The sequence below is a fragment of the Bradyrhizobium sp. MI1.4 genome (assembly GCF_055811315.1).
The window spans coordinates 54,133-73,162 of record NZ_JBVVPP010000020.1; the positions used below are offsets into that span (position 1 = coordinate 54,133).

The 19,030-nt window shown below is 64.5% G+C and carries 17 protein-coding genes and 1 tRNA gene; 6 read left to right on the top strand and 12 right to left on the bottom strand.

Annotated elements, in window-relative coordinates; translation table 11 throughout:
• Entirely contained in the window at nucleotides 1-1,491 is a 1,491-nt protein-coding gene (locus AC0L23_RS22030; RefSeq protein ID WP_085360509.1) for an amidohydrolase family protein, read from the bottom strand.
• 992 nt (nucleotides 1,492-2,483) lie between these two features.
• Here AC0L23_RS22030 and AC0L23_RS22035 point away from each other — a divergent pair.
• Nucleotides 2,484-3,437 (top strand): alpha/beta hydrolase, encoded by a 954-nt coding sequence (locus AC0L23_RS22035; RefSeq protein ID WP_085384409.1) that lies wholly within the window; start codon nucleotides 2,484-2,486, stop codon nucleotides 3,435-3,437.
• A 62-nt stretch (nucleotides 3,438-3,499) separates the two neighbouring features.
• On the opposite strand, the gene AC0L23_RS22040 is transcribed toward AC0L23_RS22035, so the two are convergent.
• The 3 genes from AC0L23_RS22040 to AC0L23_RS22050 all read right to left on the bottom strand — a co-directional run bounded on the left by AC0L23_RS22040 (nucleotide 3,500) and on the right by AC0L23_RS22050 (nucleotide 4,737).
• The gene (locus AC0L23_RS22040) at nucleotides 3,500-4,033 is read right to left on the bottom strand and encodes a 2'-5' RNA ligase family protein (RefSeq protein ID WP_085349596.1); all 534 of its coding nucleotides are present in this window, start codon (nucleotides 4,031-4,033) and stop codon (nucleotides 3,500-3,502) included.
• 61 nt (nucleotides 4,034-4,094) lie between these two features.
• Nucleotides 4,095-4,169 (bottom strand) — tRNA-Glu (locus AC0L23_RS22045).
• A gap of 223 nt (nucleotides 4,170-4,392) precedes the next feature.
• Nucleotides 4,393-4,737 carry a hypothetical protein gene (locus AC0L23_RS22050; protein ID WP_018453628.1) on the bottom strand — a complete coding sequence of 115 codons (345 nt, stop codon included), beginning with the start codon at nucleotides 4,735-4,737 and terminating at the stop codon, nucleotides 4,393-4,395.
• Here AC0L23_RS22050 and AC0L23_RS22055 point away from each other — a divergent pair.
• The 3 genes from AC0L23_RS22055 to AC0L23_RS22065 all read left to right on the top strand — a co-directional run bounded on the left by AC0L23_RS22055 (nucleotide 4,736) and on the right by AC0L23_RS22065 (nucleotide 7,392).
• On the top strand, nucleotides 4,736-5,743 hold the full coding sequence (locus AC0L23_RS22055) for an RluA family pseudouridine synthase (protein WP_473357434.1): 1,008 nt from the start codon (nucleotides 4,736-4,738) through the stop codon (nucleotides 5,741-5,743). The two genes, AC0L23_RS22050 and AC0L23_RS22055, sit on opposite strands and share 2 nt — an antisense overlap.
• Nucleotides 5,744-5,960: 217 nt before the next feature.
• Nucleotides 5,961-6,860 carry an RNA polymerase sigma factor RpoH gene (rpoH, locus tag AC0L23_RS22060; RefSeq protein ID WP_007596598.1) on the top strand — a complete coding sequence of 300 codons (900 nt, stop codon included), beginning with the start codon at nucleotides 5,961-5,963 and terminating at the stop codon, nucleotides 6,858-6,860.
• Nucleotides 6,861-7,050: 190 nt separating this feature from the next.
• Nucleotides 7,051-7,392, top strand: a complete 342-nt coding sequence (locus tag AC0L23_RS22065; protein WP_018453625.1) for a hypothetical protein — start codon at nucleotides 7,051-7,053, stop codon at nucleotides 7,390-7,392.
• A 184-nt stretch (nucleotides 7,393-7,576) separates the two neighbouring features.
• Here the strand turns inward: AC0L23_RS22065 and AC0L23_RS22070 are convergent, their stop codons facing one another.
• From AC0L23_RS22070 to AC0L23_RS22085, 4 genes are all read right to left on the bottom strand, one after another.
• The gene (locus AC0L23_RS22070; protein ID WP_018453624.1) at nucleotides 7,577-8,203 is read right to left on the bottom strand and encodes a peptidoglycan recognition protein family protein; all 627 of its coding nucleotides are present in this window, start codon (nucleotides 8,201-8,203) and stop codon (nucleotides 7,577-7,579) included.
• Nucleotides 8,204-8,237: 34 nt separating this feature from the next.
• On the bottom strand, nucleotides 8,238-9,449 hold the full coding sequence (locus AC0L23_RS22075) for a GGDEF domain-containing protein (protein ID WP_085360511.1): 1,212 nt from the start codon (nucleotides 9,447-9,449) through the stop codon (nucleotides 8,238-8,240).
• A gap of 565 nt (nucleotides 9,450-10,014) precedes the next feature.
• Complete coding sequence (locus tag AC0L23_RS22080; RefSeq protein WP_473357435.1) at nucleotides 10,015-10,626, bottom strand: LysE family translocator; 612 nt, start codon at nucleotides 10,624-10,626, stop codon at nucleotides 10,015-10,017.
• A 56-nt stretch (nucleotides 10,627-10,682) separates the two neighbouring features.
• On the bottom strand, nucleotides 10,683-11,057 hold the full coding sequence (locus tag AC0L23_RS22085; protein WP_018453620.1) for a response regulator: 375 nt from the start codon (nucleotides 11,055-11,057) through the stop codon (nucleotides 10,683-10,685).
• Nucleotides 11,058-11,186: 129 nt separating this feature from the next.
• On the opposite strand from AC0L23_RS22085, the gene AC0L23_RS22090 reads away from it, so the two are divergent.
• Nucleotides 11,187-12,020: an SDR family NAD(P)-dependent oxidoreductase gene (locus AC0L23_RS22090; RefSeq protein ID WP_085360515.1), complete on the top strand. Its 834-nt coding sequence runs from the start codon at nucleotides 11,187-11,189 to the stop codon at nucleotides 12,018-12,020.
• Nucleotides 12,021-12,215: 195 nt separating this feature from the next.
• Here the strand turns inward: AC0L23_RS22090 and AC0L23_RS22095 are convergent, their stop codons facing one another.
• Nucleotides 12,216-13,022 (bottom strand): lytic murein transglycosylase, encoded by an 807-nt coding sequence (locus AC0L23_RS22095; protein ID WP_085360517.1) that lies wholly within the window; start codon nucleotides 13,020-13,022, stop codon nucleotides 12,216-12,218.
• Nucleotides 13,023-13,525: 503 nt separating this feature from the next.
• Between AC0L23_RS22095 and AC0L23_RS22100 the strand changes: the two genes are divergently transcribed.
• On the top strand, nucleotides 13,526-13,762 hold the full coding sequence (locus AC0L23_RS22100) for a hypothetical protein (protein WP_007614643.1): 237 nt from the start codon (nucleotides 13,526-13,528) through the stop codon (nucleotides 13,760-13,762).
• A gap of 18 nt (nucleotides 13,763-13,780) precedes the next feature.
• Here AC0L23_RS22100 and AC0L23_RS22105 read toward each other — a convergent pair whose 3' ends face one another.
• The 3 genes from AC0L23_RS22105 to dnaG form a co-directional block, all read right to left on the bottom strand.
• Nucleotides 13,781-14,161, bottom strand: coding sequence for a thiol-disulfide oxidoreductase DCC family protein (locus tag AC0L23_RS22105; protein WP_410706472.1), 381 nt, complete (start codon nucleotides 14,159-14,161; stop codon nucleotides 13,781-13,783).
• Between the two features lie 206 nt (nucleotides 14,162-14,367).
• Entirely contained in the window at nucleotides 14,368-16,518 is a 2,151-nt protein-coding gene (rpoD, locus tag AC0L23_RS22110) for an RNA polymerase sigma factor RpoD (RefSeq protein ID WP_085360519.1), read from the bottom strand.
• A gap of 377 nt (nucleotides 16,519-16,895) precedes the next feature.
• A complete protein-coding gene (gene dnaG / locus AC0L23_RS22115; RefSeq protein WP_018453614.1) occupies nucleotides 16,896-18,908 on the bottom strand; it encodes a DNA primase in 2,013 nt (670 codons plus the stop codon).
• Between the last annotated feature and the right edge of the window lie 122 nt (nucleotides 18,909-19,030).

The window sequence follows — 19,030 nt, forward strand, 5'->3', positions numbered from 1 at the left end:
TCAGCTCCCGACGACGGGACGGCGCACGGGACGGCCGGGCCGCACCGCGACGTCCAGCACACCATCTGTGATTAACGGCTGGCCGCTGACGATCAGATGCCGCACGCCTTCGGAGGGACGGTTCATCGCCGTGAAGGTCGCGCGGTCCGAGAGCTTCTCGTAGTCGAACACGACGATGTCGGCATCGGCATCCTTCGCGAGCCGACCTTTTGCGCGCATCGCGGGCGTGCTCTGCGACAGGATCTCCGCCGGGATCAGCGCGCATTTGCGCACGCCTTCGAGCAGCGACACGGTCTTGCGCTCGCGCACCCATTCGCGGATGAATTTCGTGAAGCAGCCCGCCGAGCGCGGATGCGAGGTGGCGTCATCCGGCAGCGGCCAGGCATCGCCGGTGTAGGTCTTGCCGTCCGACGTCGTCCACGGCATCGCGTCGGAGGCGATCGCGCCGCCGGGATAGAGCACCGACATGTCGAGGAGGTCGCGGTGATGCGCATTGTTCTCGGTGTCGAGGATGTGCCACAGCACCAGCGAGGACGGCTCTTCCGCCTGCGCCTTCAGGAGCTCCTCGCGATCGCTGAAGCGATGGCCGTCGGTGACCCGCTGCACGGAATCGTAACCGGTGCCGTTGCGCTCGACGAATTCGGGGTCGCTGAAGAAGGCGGCCGCCAGCACGGTCGAGCCGGTGCCGTAGGGATAGGCCTCGACCGTGATGGGCAGGCCCTGCGCCTGCGCTTTCGCGATCAGCACGCGGCAGCGCTCGACGTCGGTCTTGCTCGACGAGTTGAAATGGCAGATGTGCATGTGCGCGCCGGTGGCTCCGGCATAGCCGATCAGGCGGATATAGGCTTCCGCCGCGCTCTCGGGATCGATGCGCGACATGTAGGCGACATGGGTGAAGGTCGGCACGTCCTGCGCGGCCGCGAGCTGGCAGACCGCGGTCAGCTCCTGCACGCCGGCGCCCGGCGCATAGGCGTTCAAGATCCCGATGCCGATGCCGCCCTCGTTCAGGCCGCGCGAAAGGCGCTCGAGGATGCCGGCAACCTCCGCATCGCTCGCGACGTTGTCCATCCAGCGGCGATCGCGCATGGCGTTGCCGAACGCCTCCAGCGAGCTCTCCGCATTGGAGCCCGTCATCGCGCCAATACGCGCGAAAGCCCAATTGGTGGCCGCGCCGTAGTTCAACACGCGCCCCTTCCGCGCCTGGCGCTCATACCAGGACCCGACCGGCAGCACGCCCGCTTCGAGATCGAGCGTCGTCGTGACGCCGTCGAACGCCTGCATCCGATCCGCGGGGAGCGACTGGCCATGCGCGTGCAGGTCGATGAAGCCGGGGGCGACCACTAGCCCCGTCGCGTCGATTGTCCGCTCGGCGCTTCCGAGCGAGGCGCCAACCGCGGCGATCCTGCCGTCCACGACCGCCACATCCCCGATGGCGTCCATTCCGCTGGCGGGATCCACCACCCGGCCGCCAGAGATCACCAAGCCGCTCATGTCAAAATTCCTCCGCGCTGAATTCGCATCAAGGCAGATTCCGGGAGGGACGACCACCTCCACCGATGCCGACGCATCATGCTCGCAAGGAAGCTCGAAAGGGAGGCTCGAAAGGGAGGTCAGTTTGCATGCGGGTCGCGGACATGCGCTCGCAGCCTCGCGGCATGTTTTGCCCGAGCTATGCTTCTCGCTTCACCCCCTCGAAAAGAAAGGGCGCAGGGAAGACCGGGCGCCGGCTGGCACCCATAAAAACCCCCATGCGAACTGATTGCACACGCAATGCACAGGGGAGACACAGGGCAGCCGAGACCAGGCCTTCCCTGCGCGATGGTTTGACGGCCTATGCCGCGCTCTCCCCGGAGACGAGTTCCTTCTTGCCTCCGTCACCTCCGCGAAATGCACGGCACCGCGCCGGTTGACGCGATGACGCCTTCGCAAAGGCTTGACCGTAGCAACGACGGCCAAGACCACACGGTTTCGCCGTACGCAGGCATCCTGCTTCGCCCAAGCTTCGCAGGACATGGCCCTGCTTCGCCAGAGGCTTCGCGAGGTTTGAGCGCCGTCCGTCGATGCGGTTCGTGCCATGCTCACGAGGTTCATCTCGCCCTGCACGCACAAGCCCGCCTTTAACGCCGCCCGCGTCCACCGCAACTCCCAACCCGCGTTCGTGACGACGTACGACCGCCCCTTTTGTGGGCTGGGATGGCCGACACATACGATATTTCCGAATTTCGGTAAACTGGAATATTTTTGCGGAGAGGGATTGACTTGCGTTTGCGGCTGTTTCGCTCTACCGGCGGAGACGATGGACTGCACGACCATGCAATGGACCGCAGAGCAGCTCCGCCGTCTTCTCGCCCCCATTGTCATTCAGAGATGTAGCGGGGCGCTACGGTGGGCAAAGTTCCCAAAGGTTTCGTGTGATCGCTCGACGTCTCCTGCAACGCGACCCTCGTCATTCTATTTCGCGCCGCGCTCTCCTCGGCGGATTTATGTCGGCGGGGACCGCCCTCGCGCTTGGCGGATGCGCCGGCTTGGGTGCGACCGGGGCGCGTTTCGACGCGTCATCGCTATCCCTTGACCCCACATTGCTCGTCACCACCACGCGCAAGCCGGTGAACGGCGGTCGCACGAAGCCCTGGTTCGGGCCGGAGCGCGCGACGACCATGACAATCGCGCGGGCGAAGCTGGGGGCGCCGGACGAGAGCCGCCTTTCTCTGGCCTCGGTTGGACTTGGCGATTGGCGCCTTGACCGGGTCGAACCGGTGTCGGCCGACGTTGGCGATCTCGTTGCGCAGGCCGGCGGAGGAGACGTGCTGATCTATGTGCACGGCTTCAAGCAGACGTTCGAGACGGCGGTGCTGGATGGCGCCCATCTCTCCGATGGGATCAAGTTCCGCGGCCGGACCATGGTGTTCTCCTGGCCCTCCAAGGCAGGACTGTTCGACTATGCCTATGACCGCGACAGTGCGATGTGGTCCCGCGACGAGTTCGAGCGCGTGCTCTCCACACTCGTGTCGGCGCCAGGCACCGGCCGCGTGAACATCGTTGCGCACAGCATGGGAACCATGCTGTCGCTCGAAAGCCTGCGTCAGCTCTATGCGCGATACGGCGACACAGTGACGAGCAAGATCGGCGCCGTGGTGTTTGCCGCGCCCGATATCGACATGGACGTGTTCTCGTCAGCGATCCAGCGCATCGGTCCGCTTGCGGGCAAAATCACCGTGATCGCCGCGACGAACGATCGCGCACTGGCGTTGTCGGGACAGATCGCAGGTGGAATGACCAGGGTCGGCGCCGCCGAAAAAGCCGTCATCGCGCGCCTCGGCGTACGCGTGGTCGATGCGTCAGCGGAAGGCTGGGGCATCATCAACCACGATCTTTTTCTGTCGAATGCAGAAGTACAGCGGGTGATCCGCCGCTCGATCGACGGCACGATCGCTTAGGAGAGCGCCCGCGCGGCATGAGTTTGATGCGTCGCGATCAATGACACCGAAGCGACAACCAACTACAATGGCAATTTTCGCTCGGCGATGATCCGCACAGGCGGAAAGGCGACGCAATCCACCACGTCGAACAACACTTCAATGTTGCGGTCAAACGCGTGCGCGAAGTCCATCGCATCATCGCGGCGTTCATCGGCAATAGCAGTGCCGAGCGTGCAATGGGGCGTCCAAGCGCCGGGCCGGTAGTGAGGACGACAATGCGCTGGATCGATTGCCGCGCTGATGATGCCGTGGATGCGAGCCAGGGATTCGTTGGCCTCCGGCTCCGCCCAGAGGACAAGCGGAGAAGCTTCGAACCAGCGAATTCGTTTGAACCTGATCCGCAGTTGCCTCTCGCCAGAACTAGCTGCCAGCATCGCATCGCACGCAGCCTTCTCGTGAGCCGCCGGGGAATCGTAGATGGCAAACGTAAAATGAGGCCGGTAGCCAAGGGCACGCATCGAGGGCTCGGCCTCGAAGACGGCAACCTGATGCCACAGCCGCACGATCTCGCCTGCTGAATCGTTGTCAGACCGGATATTGATCGCCAATGCCACAGGCGCACCCAAGGGGCGGAACAATCAAATCGAGATCAGGGGAAGGCTGGCTTCAAGACAATGGCGCTCCCTAGGGGAATCGAACCCCTGTTTCAGCCTTGAGAGGGCCGCGTCCTAACCGCTAGACGAAGGGAGCGTTGAGGGAGAGGACATAGCCTCGAATTTTGCCGGCGGCAAGCGGGGATCGAGGGGTTTCGGATGCTCGCTCTCCGCTGTCGTCCTGGCGAATGCAGGACCCATTACCCCAAGGCGTGGTTGTGGGCGAAGTGCCAACCACCAGTCCCCGCAACCACACCAGCCGGTGTTATGGGTCCTGGCCTTCGCCAAGACGACGATGGCGGCGAGTTCCGAGGCCGTACTCACGGCTCATTGGCGAATTTCAGCTTTCCAGCCGGCTTCAACGTGTGGGCATCGAAGGTGCGGATCTCGGTGACGCCGCCGATGTCGAGCGTGATCACGAGCCGGTCGCCGGCGACGCCGCTCGAGACGATTTTGGCGCCCTTCGGGAGAGTCGCGGTGACGTCGCCTGCCGGCTCGGGCGCCCTTCCCTCGGACTTGAAAAGGCGGTAGCCCACCGCGATCAGCACGGCGCAGATTGCCAGCGCCGTGGTCAACCCCGCGATCAGCATCATCCGCCGCACCCGCGCGAACAGCGCGGCCTGCTCGGGGCTCGGTTCGGGAACAACGGTATCAGACGTCGTCATGGAAAATTCTGGCTCTGCGCAAAGGTTGGAGGTTGTCGTCGAAGGCTCCGAGGGCTCGACCCGGCTCGACCGCGTGCTGGCGCTGCACCTTGCCGAGCTATCGCGATCGAGGCTGAAAGCCCTGATTCTGGGGGGCGCGGTGAGCCTCAGGGACGCCGCGATCCGGGACCCCGCTTATCACGTCGCCTCCGGCGATACGATCACAATCGACGTGCCGGAAGCGGCCGCGCCGGAGCCGAAAGGCGAGGATATCGACCTCGACATCGTGTTCGAGGACGACGACATCGTCGTCCTCAACAAGCCGAAGGGGCTGGTGGTGCATCCCGCGGCGGGCCACGAGACCGGTACGCTGGTCAATGCGCTGATCGCCCATTGCGGCGGCTCGCTCTCCGGCATCGGCGGGGTGCGCCGGCCCGGCATCGTGCACCGGCTGGACAAGGACACCACCGGGTTGATGGTGGTCGCCAAGAACGACCTCGCGCATGCCTCGCTCACCGCGCAATTCGCCGATCACGGCCGTACCGGGCCGATGCGGCGCGGCTACATGGCCTTCGCCTGGGGGCTGCCGGGCCGCCATCGCGGCACCGTGGACGCGCCGATCGACCGTCACCCGCATGCGCGCGAGAAAATGGCGGTGCGCCAGGGCGGCCGCGAGGCCGTGACGCATTGGGAGCTTCTGGAGAGTTTTGCCGGACGCGACGGCAAGCCGATCGCGACGCTGCTCGCCTGCGAACTCGAGACCGGACGCACCCATCAGATCCGCGTCCACCTCGCCCATATCGGCCACCCCCTGATGGGCGACGCCGTCTACGGCCCGCATTTCAAGACCAAGGCGAACCAGCTGGGCCCCGAGTCGCAGGCCGCCCTCGCCGCGCTGGGGCGGCAGGCGCTGCACGCCTACCTGCTGGTATTGGAGCACCCGAGGACTGGAGAATTACTTCACTGGGAGACGCCTCTGCCGGAGGATTTGCTTCTCCTTCAGGGGGCCCTCAAAGCGGCGCTATGACGCAGGCCGCTTCAGAGATGCTTTACATTACAAAAAGTTATAGCTGCCACACGGGGACGTGACGTCAGCAATCCTTCCCTTTTTGCCTTCCGATGGAGTATATTGCGCTTGCGTTGAAGACCAACGCGGAACATCGCAGCACCGATCGGCTTTAACCAAGCGGTCGTCTGCCTGGCCCGCCGCTATCGGGGGCCTGAACCTGTTTGGAGGGCGCACTATGGCCCGTACAGCTACCCTGCCGGTCCTTAATGGCGAATCCGGCCTTTCCCGTTACCTCGGCGAAATCCGCAAGTTTCCGATGCTGGAACCCCAGCAGGAATACATGCTCGCCAAGCGTTGGCGCGAGCACGATGATCGCGACGCCGCGCACCAACTCGTCACCAGCCATCTCCGTCTCGTGGCCAAGATCGCCATGGGCTATCGCGGCTACGGCCTACCGATCTCCGAGGTCGTCTCGGAAGGCAATGTCGGCCTGATGCAGGCGGTGAAGCGGTTCGAGCCCGAGAAGGGCTTCCGTCTCGCAACCTACGCGATGTGGTGGATCAAGGCGTCGATTCAAGAGTACATCCTGCGTTCGTGGTCGCTCGTGAAGATGGGCACCACCGCGAACCAGAAGAAGCTGTTCTTCAACCTGCGCAAGGCGAAGAGCAAGATTTCCGCTCTGGACGAAGGCGATCTTCGCCCCGACCAGGTGGCCATCATCGCAAAGCGTCTCGGCGTCACGGCTCAGGACGTGGTCGACATGAACCGCCGCCTCGGTGGCGACGCGTCGCTCAACGCTCCGATCCGCGACGACGGCGAAGCCGGCGAATGGCAGGACTGGCTGGTCGACAATTCGCCCAACCAGGAAGCCATGCTGGCCGAGCACGAGGAGTATGATCACCGTCGTGACGCCCTGAACGGCGCCATGGGCGTGCTCAACCCGCGCGAACGCCGCATCTTCGAGGCCCGCCGCCTCGCCGACGAGCCGATGACCCTGGAAGACCTTGCCGCCGAGTTCGGCGTGTCGCGCGAGCGCGTCCGCCAGATCGAGGTCCGCGCCTTCGAGAAGGTGCAGTCCGCGGTCAAGGGCACGATCGCAAAGGCCGAACAGGCCGCGCTGGAAGCCGCGCTCTAAGCGCGAGGTTTTGGCGCCAGAGATTGGCGGATCAACAAGAGACAGAAAGCCGGCGGCGACGCCGGCTTTTTTGTTTGCGTGTGAGGCGCAGCATGTTCGCGGGGACGCGGACCAGGCATCTTGAACCCGCACTGCCGGTTGACCGACCAAAGGGATCGGGCCAACAGCATCAAGAGAACGGACACGCGCCGTGTCGATCATCCTGCAATCCACCGTGGGCGGCTTCTCCGCCCAGTTCATGCGCAAGCTGCCGCTGGTCGAGCAGGCGATGCGCGAGCACGGGCTCGAGCCGTCGGAGTTCGTGATCTCGAAGGACTATGCCTCGACCGCGACGATCCCGCTCATGGGTCCGTTCTTCTTCAATTACAGCGTCTATTTCGGCGAGGAGACATTCACCGTCACCGAGCCGAACGACATGGTGTTCCTGGACTACTTCTTCAAGCGCGTGCTGGCCGCGGACGGCCCGCCGGAACTGCCGCGGCGACCGGGCTTGATCCGGCGGCTTTTCGGGTGGATGTCGGAGCCGGTGTGATTGATCTTCCCCTCTCCCCTTGCGGGAGAGGGTGGCTCGCCGCGATAGCGGCGAGACGGGTGAGGGGTTGTCTCCGCGAGCACGTCTCTCACATCGTCATTCGCGGAGACAACCCCTCATCCGGCGCTTCGCGCCACCTTCTCCCGCAAGGGGAGAAGGGAAGAGCGCATCGTCGGCGCCTCGCTCACTCCTCCCATGTCCGCGCCAGCGTCGCAAGCCAGCAGCCTTCGCAATAGCGGGCATCCTTGTAGTCGATCCAGTTGTGCGCATAGACGTGGTCGAGCGGGATGCCGTAGCGCGCGCGCAGGATTTGGACGAGGATCTTCCACGCCGCGACCTGCGCCGCGGTCGGTCCCGTGGTGACGTCGGGATAGTTGCCGGCGAACTCGACGCCGATCGAATTGTCGCGCACCACCTGGCGGTAGGTCGGCTTGTTGTCGATGTACTTGTTGTCGTTGCGGTTGGCGCCGTCGCCATGGGTCGGCACCAGGTTTTCCGCGACCGCCCAATAGACGGTGCCGTCGGTCTCGACCCACAATGTGACGCCGCGACGCGTGGGATTCTTCGTTTGCATCTCGGCGCCGCCGCGCGCCGAGCCTGCCGGTCCCTCGGTCTGGTGCACGATGATGTTGCGCCAGGCTTTTGCGTTGCCGACATCGCCCCATGGCGCCAGCCACACCATCTTCAGGCCGGGAATGTCGGGCGTGCCGGAGGCGCGCGCGAGCTTTGCGAGCTCGGCGTCGGTCGCAGCGGCAGGTGCGATCAGAATGAGGGCGGCGAGAACGGCCGCGAGCAGGCGAGAGATCATCATGCGGGTCCAATGCGGACCTGACGTTAGCACGCCCTTACGCGAATTTGCGCAAGGCCTCGCCTGAACCGATCGGGTCAGGCATCAGCGGTGGCGCTGGATCGTGGACGGCAAAGTCGTTCTTGCCGTTCTTCTTGGCCGCATAGAGGGCGTGGTCGGCATGCGCGATCAGGCGGTCCGGAAACTGGCCGACGCCGCGGTCCCACTGCGCCACCCCGATCGAGATCGCAATCGGAATGTCGATGCCGGTGCAGCTGACGGCATCCTGGCGGCAGACCTCGAGCACGCGGCGGGCGATCGCAGCCGCCTCGCGCAAGGTCGACGACGGCAGCACGACGCAGAATTCGTCGCCGCCGGTGCGGGCGAGCATGTCGCCGGGCCTCAAGCGCGTCTGCGCCATCAGGGTGAAGTGCTGGAGGCAGGCATCGCCCGCGGCATGGCCATGGGTGTCGTTGATGGTCTTGAAGCCGTCGAGATCGATGACCAGCAGCGAGAACGGCTCGCTGCTGCGCTCCGAGCGGGCGCATTCTTCGCTCAGCCGCTGCAACAGATGCCGCCGGTTGGCGACGCCGGTGAGATCGTCGAGTAGCGCGAGGTCGGCGACCTCGTTGCGCAAGCTGTCCATCGCCATCAGCAGGAAGCCGAAATTGAGCGTCATGGACAGGAACAGGAGACCCAGCACCATGACGCCATGAGCCTGGCCGCCGGCGCTTGCCGAGAAATCGCCGCCGAGCAGATTGCCCACCGTGCGGACGACGAGGATCGCGATAATGGCGAGGATGACGATGCCGGACAGCCGGGCGCCCGGACTGACGCGGCCTTCCGGCGGCGACAGCAACAGACGCAGCGCCAGCACCAGCGGCACGGCCTGACCGAGCGTGTAGCAGAGCATGCGCAGCTGCATGTTGTCGAAGCCGACCACGAAGAACACGACGCCGGCGAGGCTTAAGCCTGCTGTTGCGATCATGACGCGCCATGAGACGGGCCGGTGATAGAAGCGTTGAATGCCCATGGCGGCAAGGCAGCTCGCCGCGATGACGCCGGCGGCGCCAAGCAGGAGCGGCAACGGAGACGCGACGAACAGGCGCAGCAGGGCCGTCATCGCGCCGGTCGCGCCGATAAAGGACGATGCCATCCAGAACCGCGCGGCCGCGAATTTCGGATAGGTGCGCATCACGTAGGCCCAGATCAGGCCGAGCGCCAGGAAGTTGACGACGAACACGGTCCAGAGTGTCGGCACGTTCAGCATGGCGCACGCGGCGCGCGCAGCGTCGCGCCCTCCGTCCCTGCCAGCTGACCGTCCATGATCCCGTCCCCGTTTTCTTGGGGGGACAATGCCGCCGCCGCGCTTAACGGAGTCTCACTGCGATCCGCGAAAGCATGACTTTGGTTTTGGATTCATGAACGGCTGGCGCATTGTCGGATCGTTAGGCATGCCGGCGATGCGGATTCGCGAGCCAAAATCACCCGAAAATGCATCTGAGCTGTGGATAACGCGATGACACGGATGTGACAGCGCGGGGCAGAAGCGCGCGAATCTGCTGAGCTTGTCATCGAGGATGTTGCGAGGCTGGCCCTCCGCCGAGCATCCCTCGTGTCGCGTTTCACCATTAACCCTGAAGAGGATCCTATGGCTAAGAAAGCGAAGAAGGCGAAGAAGGCGACGAAGAAGAAGGCCAAGAAGGCAGCGAAGAAGAAGTAGCGAGGCTTCTTATTCTTTGCCCGGGTGGAGCACGCTCCGCCCGGGCGTCGGGTGGGAGTTCTGAGTTGGAAGATGGCGGGCGCAAGGCCCGCTTTTTTATTGGCTGGAGAAGCTATCGCTCCGCGAACGCCAGCTTGGCGCCGAGCGCGGCGAAGCCGGCGGCAAAACTCCGGCGCAGCCAGGCCATGACACGCGGGCGGGAGATGACGCGCTCGCGCACCGATGCCGCACAGAGGCCGTAGACCACGAACACCGCAAACGTCATCGCCATGAAGGCGCCGCTCAATTCCAGCATTCGCGCCAGCACATGGGCTTCGTCCCCGGCGATGAACTGCGGCAGGAAAGCCAGGAAGAAGATCGACAGTTTTGGATTGAGGATGTTGATCAGGAAGCCGGTCACGATCACCCGACCGACCGAACGCTCGCGGATCTCGCCGTCGACTGCCAGCGCCCCGGTCTCGCGCAGCGCCTGCCAGGACATGTAGAGCAGATAGGCGACACCGCACCATTTCAGCGCGGCGAAGGCGAGCGCGCTGGTGTGGAGCACGGCGGCGAGCCCCAGCATCGCGGCCGTCATGTGCGGCACGATTCCGAGGGTGCAGCCGAAGGCAGCGGCGACGCTCGCGCGCGAGCCGCGGGTCAGCGCGGCCGCCAGCGTGTAGAGCACGCCGGTGCCGGGCGAGGCGACGACGATCAGCGAGGTGAGCAGGAAGGACAAGGTCATGGACCGACCTTATCACCGCGCCGCGGACCACGAAAGCCGGCCTGCCGGATCGACCCTCAGGACAGCTGCGCGATCTCGGCCTCGCGGAGCACGTCGAGCGGCGCCCATGGCTTAGCCCAGAACTTCGCGCCGTTCGGCAAGGCCTGCATCAAGGGCCGGCCGGAGGTGACGACGACGTCGAGCTTCGGGTTGCGGTCCTTGGCGACATGCGCGAGCTCGACGCCGTTCATGCGGCCGGCAAGCTGAACGTCGGTCATCATCAGGCAGAGCGCGCCGGCGCTCTTCTCCAGCACAAGCTCGGCCGCCTCGGCGCTCTCGCATTGAATGACGTCGTAGCCGCTTTCTTCGAGAAGAAGACTGAGCATCTCCCTCTGCATGAGGTCGTCTTCCACGATCAGTGCGGTGGCTCGAAACGGCTTTGCTTGTCCCATCGGCGGCTCCCAATGCTGCCTGTCTTCATCAAGTAACGTAGGTTAAGGAGGGAACCGCCATGCGGTTCGGTTCCAATATGAAAAAATGTAAATCATAGTTCCGCTCAAGTGGCTCGACGGGGGATCATCATGACTGCAATCCGCGGCGCCGCCGCTATCACCGGAGCGGCAAGCGGCATCGGCCGCGCACTGGCGATCGAGCTTGCGCGGCGCGGCTGCGATCTCGCGCTCGCCGATCGCGACGAGCCCGGGCTGAAGACGCTCGCGGCCGAGATCGGCGCCGCAAGCAAGCTCAGCCTGCATCGCGTCGATGTCAGCGAGCCCGACGACATCGCGCAATTCGCGCGTGAGGCGGCCACCGCGCATCCCGCACTTGGCATCGTCGTCAACAATGCCGGCGTTGCACTGATGGGATCGTTCGAGGAGATCGACCAGGCGCAGATGGACTGGCTGTTCGACATCAATTTCTGGGGCGTGGTGCACGGCACGCGCGCCTTCCTGCCGCATCTGAAGACGTTGGGCGAGGCACACATCGTCAATTTGTCCTCGATCTTCGGCATCATCGCCCCGCCGGGACAGTCGGCCTATGCCGCGGCGAAATTCGCGGTGCGCGGCTTTTCCGAGAGCGTGCGGCACGAGCTGGCCATGGCGGGCAGCCCTGTCAGGCTGTCGGTCGTGCATCCTGGCGGCGTCGCCACCGCCATCGCCCGCAACTCGCGCACCGGGGTCGGCGTCACCGACAACGCACGCCGGTCGCAATCGATCGAGCGGTTCGAGAACGCGGCAAGGACCACGCCCCGGGACGCCGCGCTGCGCATCATCAAGGGCATCGAGAGAAACGAGCCGCGCATCCTGATCGGCAACGACGCCCGCTTCATGGATCTCCTGCAGCGCTTCCGCCCGGCAACGTACTGGGCGCCGTTGCAGCGCAAGCTGGAGAGGATGGCGAAGGGGACGGAGTGAGGGGCGCCGTCGAATTAAACCGTCGTCCTGGCGAGCGTTCACGGACCTCTCCGTTGTCACTCCCCGCGAAGGCGGGGAATCCAGTACGCAGCAGCCTCTCCGTATTCTCGCGCGGTCTCTGGAATACTGGATCGCCCGCCTTCGCGGGCGATGACACCAAGTATGTGCGCGAGTGCTCCGTCTCTTTGGCTCCCCTCACTGCCCCGCCAGCCGATCGGCAAAATACCCGATCGTCTTGCGATAGATCACCGCCCTGTTCCATTCGCGCATGGCCTCGAAATTGGCGGTGCCTTCGCCGTAGGGCTGGCCCATCTTGAAGCCGCTGGTGTGGAGCAGGTTCGCGGTCGAGGCGAGCACGTCGGGGACGCTGTGGCGGAGATCGACGTGGCCGTCGCCGTCGAAATCGACGCCGTACTTGATGTAGGAGGACGGCAGGAACTGGGTCTGGCCGATCTCGCCGGCATAGGCGCCGATCAGGTCGCGCAGCGGCAGGTCACCGCGCTGCACGATCTTCAGCGCCGCGAGCAGCTCGCCCTGGAATAGCTCGGTGCGGCGGCAGTCATGCGCGAGCGTCGCCAGCGTGCGGACCACCGGCAGCTTGCCGATGTCGCCCTTGCCGAAATCGCTCTCCAGCCCCCAGATCGCAACCAGGATATAGCGGGGCACGCCGAACTGCTGCTCGATGCGTGAGAGCAGCGCGGCATGGCGCTGCAACAGCGCCTTGCCGCCATTGATGCGGCCGGGGCCGACGCGGGTCGAGACATACTGCTCGAAGCTCTTGTTGAAGGTGTAGCGCTGGCGCCGGTCGAAGGCGAGCACCGCGCCGTCCTGCTGCACGCCGCTGAGCGCCGCGCTGGTCACGCTCGCCGAGACGCCGGCGGCCTGCGCTTCCGAGGCCATGCTGGCGACAAAGCTGTTGAAGTCGCCGCCGCAGCGCGCGGCTTGCGCCGATCCGCCGGCCAGACAGGCGATGAAGGCGATGGCCAAGGCGTATTTCGACATTCGGATGAATCCTACAGGGAATGGGCGGGAGAGCGGCGCGCGATCATGCCCGGGAACCAGATTCGCGTCAAAGCGGCAAATCCTCACCAGAACCAATCGCATCCTGGCTCGACGAATGAAGTCCGATGTCGCGACCACTGCATATCTCATGCGCTCGCTGCGGCATCGCAGCGCCAGCGATTTGCCTTGCCATGGCATGGCGCCGGTTATAACATTCTATCCTAGGTTGTCGCCCCGCCAGCCCCGGGCGACGCTGAAGACCAAAATAAACGGCGGGCTTCGCGGCCCGCCGTTTGTTGAGGCAAGGGTGAGGCAAGGATCTCCTAAGGAGCGCATCGGGTTTTACGAAGCGTTGGACTCTTCCGCCCGACATCGAGGCGCCTCGTAAATGGGTTCGTCGATCGATCGCGCAGCTGGTTCTGCCGCTGCAGGGTCCGCGCCCAGCCACCGGAAACCTGCCAAAGTCATTTGACTATGGCCCCCTGATCGACGAAAAGCCGGCCATGGCCAAAAAACCCGGAACCAATCCCAAGGGCGAATTCGCCTTTTTCAACGTCTTCTATGAAGACGGCTCACAACGCTCCAACCGGCGCGTGCCCGCCGAATTGCTCGGCGGCCTCGACGGCGACGAGCCGGCCCGCGCCTATATCATGGAGCAGGACCGCGAGATCGCCGAAAAATCCGGCCGCCCGGCGCTTGAGATCAAGAACCTCGAGCGGGTCGGCGCGAAGAAGAAATAGGTCGACCCAGGCAGGCGCTCACCAGCGCCCGCTCCGCCTGTTCCAGGCAAACAGCAGATCGGCAAACCGGTTATAGAAGAACCGGGTGAACGGCAGCGCCACGCGATTGCCGAACAACTCCGCAAGCCACCCCTCCCCCGGCGTCAGCCCCCACAGCGCAACCGCGACATCCGCGCCGACGATGAGTTGGCCGGCCGCATCGGTCGCATGCAGGCAGCGCCTGACGTCGTCGAGCGTGGCGCCAAAGTGCGCCAGCGCATCGGGCTGCTCGTTGATATCCCTGAATTGGATCGTGCCCGCGCGCACCAGCGCCAACAGCTTGTTGCGCTGCCAGTCGATGCCGGCATCGCAGACAGGGCAACGGGTGTTGTACCAGACGGTGAGGTGAGCCGGCATCATCGAAGCATAGATGTCGATCTGTGCGACGTCGAGGCTGGAGCCATCCACCCGGAATTCCAGAATCGATGCGCCTCTCTCGTCGGATGTATATTCGATTGGAAAAGCATGAGCCTCTTTGGGCTGAACGCTGTCGAAGTAGGCGTGAACGAAAACGGCGGGCTTTCGCCCGCCGTTCTTGTTTCAACAGCCAAGTGGCGGCGTTTGAACTAGTTATCCAGGAACGACCGCAGCTTCCGCGACCTTGACGGGTGCTTCAGCTTGCGCAGCGCTTTCGCTTCGATCTGACGAATACGCTCTCTCGTCACCGAGAACTGCTGGCCGACTTCTTCCAGCGTATGGTCGGTGTTCATGCCGATGCCGAAGCGCATGCGCAGCACGCGCTCTTCGCGCGGGGTGAGCGAGGCCAGCACGCGCGTGGTGGTTTCGCGCAGGTTGGACTGGATCGCGGCGTCGATCGGCAGGATCGCGTTCTTGTCCTCGATGAAATCGCCGAGGTGTGAATCCTCTTCGTCACCGACGGGCGTCTCCAGCGACAACGGCTCCTTGGCGATCTTGAGGACTTTTCGCACTTTCTCCAGCGGCATGCCGAGCTTTTCGGCCAATTCCTCAGGAGTGGGCTCGCGGCCGATCTCGTTAAGCATCTGCCGCGAGGTGCGCACGATCTTGTTGATCGTCTCGATCATGTGCACGGGGATGCGGATGGTGCGCGCCTGGTCGGCGATCGAGCGGGTGATCGCCTGCCGGATCCACCACGTGGCGTAGGTCGAGAACTTGTAGCCGCGGCGATACTCGAACTTGTCGACCGCCTTCATCAGACCGATGTTGCCTTCCTGGATCAGGTCGAGGAACTGCAGGCCGCGGTTGGTGTATTTCTTGGCGATCGAGATCACGAGACGGAGGTTGGCTTCCACCATCTCCTTCTTGGCCTGGCGGGCTTCGCGCTCGCCCTTCTGCACCGAGTGCACGATCTTGCGGAACTCGATGATCTCCAAGCCGGTCAGCGCCGCGAGCTGATGCACCTCGTGGCGGAGGTCCTTGATGCGGTCCTTCTCGTGATGGACGAAGTTCTTCCAGCCCTTGGCCGACAGCTTCGAGACACGGTTGAGCCAGCGCGGATCGAGCTCCGAGCCGGTGTAGTTGCGCAGGAAGTCCTCGCGCGCGACGCCGTGGCTGTCGGCAAGGCGCATCAGGCGGCTCTCATGGGAGACGAGGCGCTTGTTGATGTCGTAGAGCTGCTCGACCAGTGAGTCGATACGCGCCTGGTTCAGGCGCAGCGACTTCACCTCGACGATGATCTCGTCCTTGAGCTTGCGGTATTTGCGCTCCTGGTGCGGCGAGAGCGAGGGGCCGTGCGAGGTGCTCTCGAGCTGGTTCTGGATGTCCTGCTCTTGCAGCTTGCGCAGCTTCTTGTAGCTGTCGGCGATCTTGTCGAAGATCTCGACGACCTTCGGCTTGAGCTCGGCCTCGATCGCCGCAAGCGACATCTGGTTCTCGAACTCGTCGTCCTCGTCCATGTCGGCTTCGGCGGCGGACTCCGCGGGATCCTTCGCGGCGTCGCCGGCATTGCCGGGCGCAGGCGCGGCGCGGAACGGGGTCGGCGCCGGCGGTGCGGCGGGCGGCGCGACATGCGCCGGCGCGGCGCCGGTGGCCTGGCCGCCTTCGGCCGTCGCTTCACCGGTCTCGCCGTTCGGACCGGCGATCATCGCATTGTTCATGCCGGCCTTGGCATCGGGCCCGGCATAGGTGGCTTCGAGATCGATGATGTCACGAAGGAAGATTTTTCCTTCGTTGAGCTCGTCGCGCCAGATGATGATGGCCTGGAAGGTCAGCGGGCTTTCGCACAGACCTGCGATCATCGCCTCGCGGCCGGCCTCGATGCGCTTCGCAATCGCGATTTCGCCTTCGCGCGACAGCAGCTCGACGGTGCCCATCTCGCGCAGATACATGCGCACGGGATCATCGGTGCGCTCGCCCGGCTCGCTCTTCTTGACCTCGGTGACGGCCTTCTGGGTGACTTCGACCAGTTCGTTGTCGGTCTCGTCCTCGCCGCTCTCGTCCTTGTCCTCCTCGCCTTCGCTATCGTCGGCTTCGGTGACGTTGATGCCCATGTCCGAGAGCATGGACATGATGTCCTCGATCTGCTCGGGAGAGGTCTGGTCGGACGGCAAAACTTCGTTGAGCTGATCGAAGGTCACGAAGCCGCGCTTCTTGGCCTGCTTGATCATCTTCTTCACGGCCGCGTCGGACAGATCGAGCAACGGCGAGGGCGCATCCTGGGAGTCCTTCTCCGGCGCGTCCGCTGCCTTGTCGTCTTTTTCCTTGTCCTTCGCCTGCAGCGTCTTTGCCTTGGTGGCCATCCATTGCTCCTAAACGCGTTTCACACAGACGTTCGCCGCGCCCGCGCAAAATCACTTGAACCTGTTGCTCGATGCTCTCGCTTCGTCAGATCTCGACACGGAAAGGGCGGCGCGGACCTCTTGTCGCCACCCCCGACCTTTCACTCGCCGGATTTGCCTAACGCTTCGTAGAGCCTCTTTGTCGCAGCGGATGCAGGTGTAGTGCCAACAGCAATTGCGCGGATTCATTCCTGACGCGTCTGTTCTGCCTGCGGCCGCCTGGTGGCCAAAGTGCTACAAGACCGTTAAGCCTCGATTAACCCTGTTTTTGCCGCCAAACCTCGGATTTGGCGAGTCTTTTAGCGGTTCCGGTCCCGGCCGTCCGCATGATTCTTTCATCACACGCTCTTCTGGAACCGGCCCGACAGTTCGCCAAAACCCTCGATCAGGGCCTCGGTGCCGTCGACTTCGCCTATCCGAGCCTTGACGTCGCGCAGCCACGCCATGTTGGCCTCGCTGGGATCTTCCCCCAAGGCCAGCTCGGCGTCTTTCAGCTCTCTAAGTAGTGAATGGTACTGCCGATGCAAGGCGACCAGCTGATGCCAGGTGGAGAGAACGTCGTCCCGTGCGGCGCCCTCGCGGGCGCCCCACACCGCCGCGGTCGTGATGCCGCCCTCAACCCTTTGAAGGGCCTGAGAAAATCCACCCTTCTCGAGGTCGCTGCGCATCTTCTCGGCGAGCTCGCCGGGGTCCGGCGAATGGTGATGGTCGTTGGCGAAGGCGGCGATGATGCCGGCCCGGAGCTTATGGACCTCGGGATGGGCCAGCTCCAGGGCCGCGACTTCCTCGAGATGATCGTGGAGGAGCCAGGGGTGGTTGATCAGGATTTGCAGGATCAGGGCCTCCCGGCGGGAGATGGCGCTGCGTTGGCCGCGCATGATCGGGCTTGCCGCCAGCTGCGCGCTCGCCGCCTGATAGGGCCCGGAGGGCAGCTGGATCGGGCCGGGCGGGCCGCGGCGGCCACCAAATCCCTGACCGCCGAATCGATTCGCGCCTCCCCCACCGCGGGGCTGGAACTGGCGACCGCCGGGCCCGGGGCGGAAATTGCCACGGCCGGCGCCAAAGCCGCCGCGCCCGCCTTCGGGGGCAAAGGCACGCTGGAGCCGCTCGGCAAGATCCTGCCGATAATAGCGCCGCACCACCTCGTCGCGGATGCCGTTGGAGAGCTCCTTGATGCGCGCCTCCAGCGCGGCGCGGCGCTCGGGAGTGGCGAAATTGCCGCCTTCGAGCTCGCGCGACCAGATCATCTCGGCGAGCGGACGCGCCGCCGCGATCACCTCCTCGATCGCGCCGCGACCGCCGGAGCGCACGAGGTCGTCGGGGTCCTGCCCTTCCGGCAGCAGGGCGAAGCGCAGACTCTTGCCGGGCGCGAGGAAGGGTAAGGCGAGATCCGCGGCACGATAAGCGGCTTTCTGGCCGGCGCGGTCGCCGTCGAAGCAGAGGATCGGCTCGTCCGCCATTTTCCAGAGCAGCGCGAGCTGGTTTTCAGTGAGCGCGGTGCCGAGTGGCGCCACGCTGCCGGCAAAGCCCGCGGTGACCATGGCGATGACGTCGACATAGCCTTCGACCACGATGAGGGGGCTGCCGTCATGGGTGGCTTTGCGCGCGGTCTGGTGGTTGTACAGATTGTCGCCCTTGTGGAAGAGCGGCGTCTCCGGCGAGTTCAGGTACTTGGCCGGAACGTCCTTCTCCAGCGCGCGCCCGCCGAAGGCGATGACGCGGCCGCGCAGATCCGTGATCGGAAACATCACGCGATCGCGGAAGCGATCATAGGGCACCGGGATGTCGTTGCCGGCCACCAGCATGCCGGTTTCGACCATGTCGTCGACGGAGACGCCGAGCTTGCCGAGATGCTCTTTCAGCGCAAAGCGATCAGGTGGCGCATAGCCCAGCCGAAACTGCAATTGCGTCGCCGGCGAGATCGCGCGGTCGGCGAGATAGCCCCGCGCCTTGGCGCCGACGCGAGAGGCCAGCGTCTCGGCAAAGAACTTGGCGGCGAGATCCATGACGTCATGCAGCGAGCGGCGCCGCTGCTCCTGACGCGCCGCATCCGGCGTCACCGCTGGCAGCGGCAGGCCCGCCATATTGGCGAGCCGCTCCACGGCCTCCGCGAACGGCAGGCCGTCGGTCTCCATCATGAAGCTGATGATGTCGCCGTGCTTGCCGGAGGAGAAGTCGTGGTAAAAGCCCTTCTGGTCGTTGACGTAGAAGGACGGCGTCTTTTCCTGCTGGAACGGCGACAGCCCCTTCCACTCTCGCCCCGCCTTCTTCAGTTTGACGCGCTTGCCCACGACTTCGGAGACCGAAAGCCGGGCCCGAAGCTCGTCGAGGAATTGGGGCGTGAAGCGCATCAGGTTGATTTCTGGGGTGAGTCGGGCGTTTTGCCAACGAATAGGCATATAAGGATGCCCCCGGGAAATACGATGCACTTAGGGCTTCTCCCGGCTATTCACAGGTCGAAGATTCGACGGAA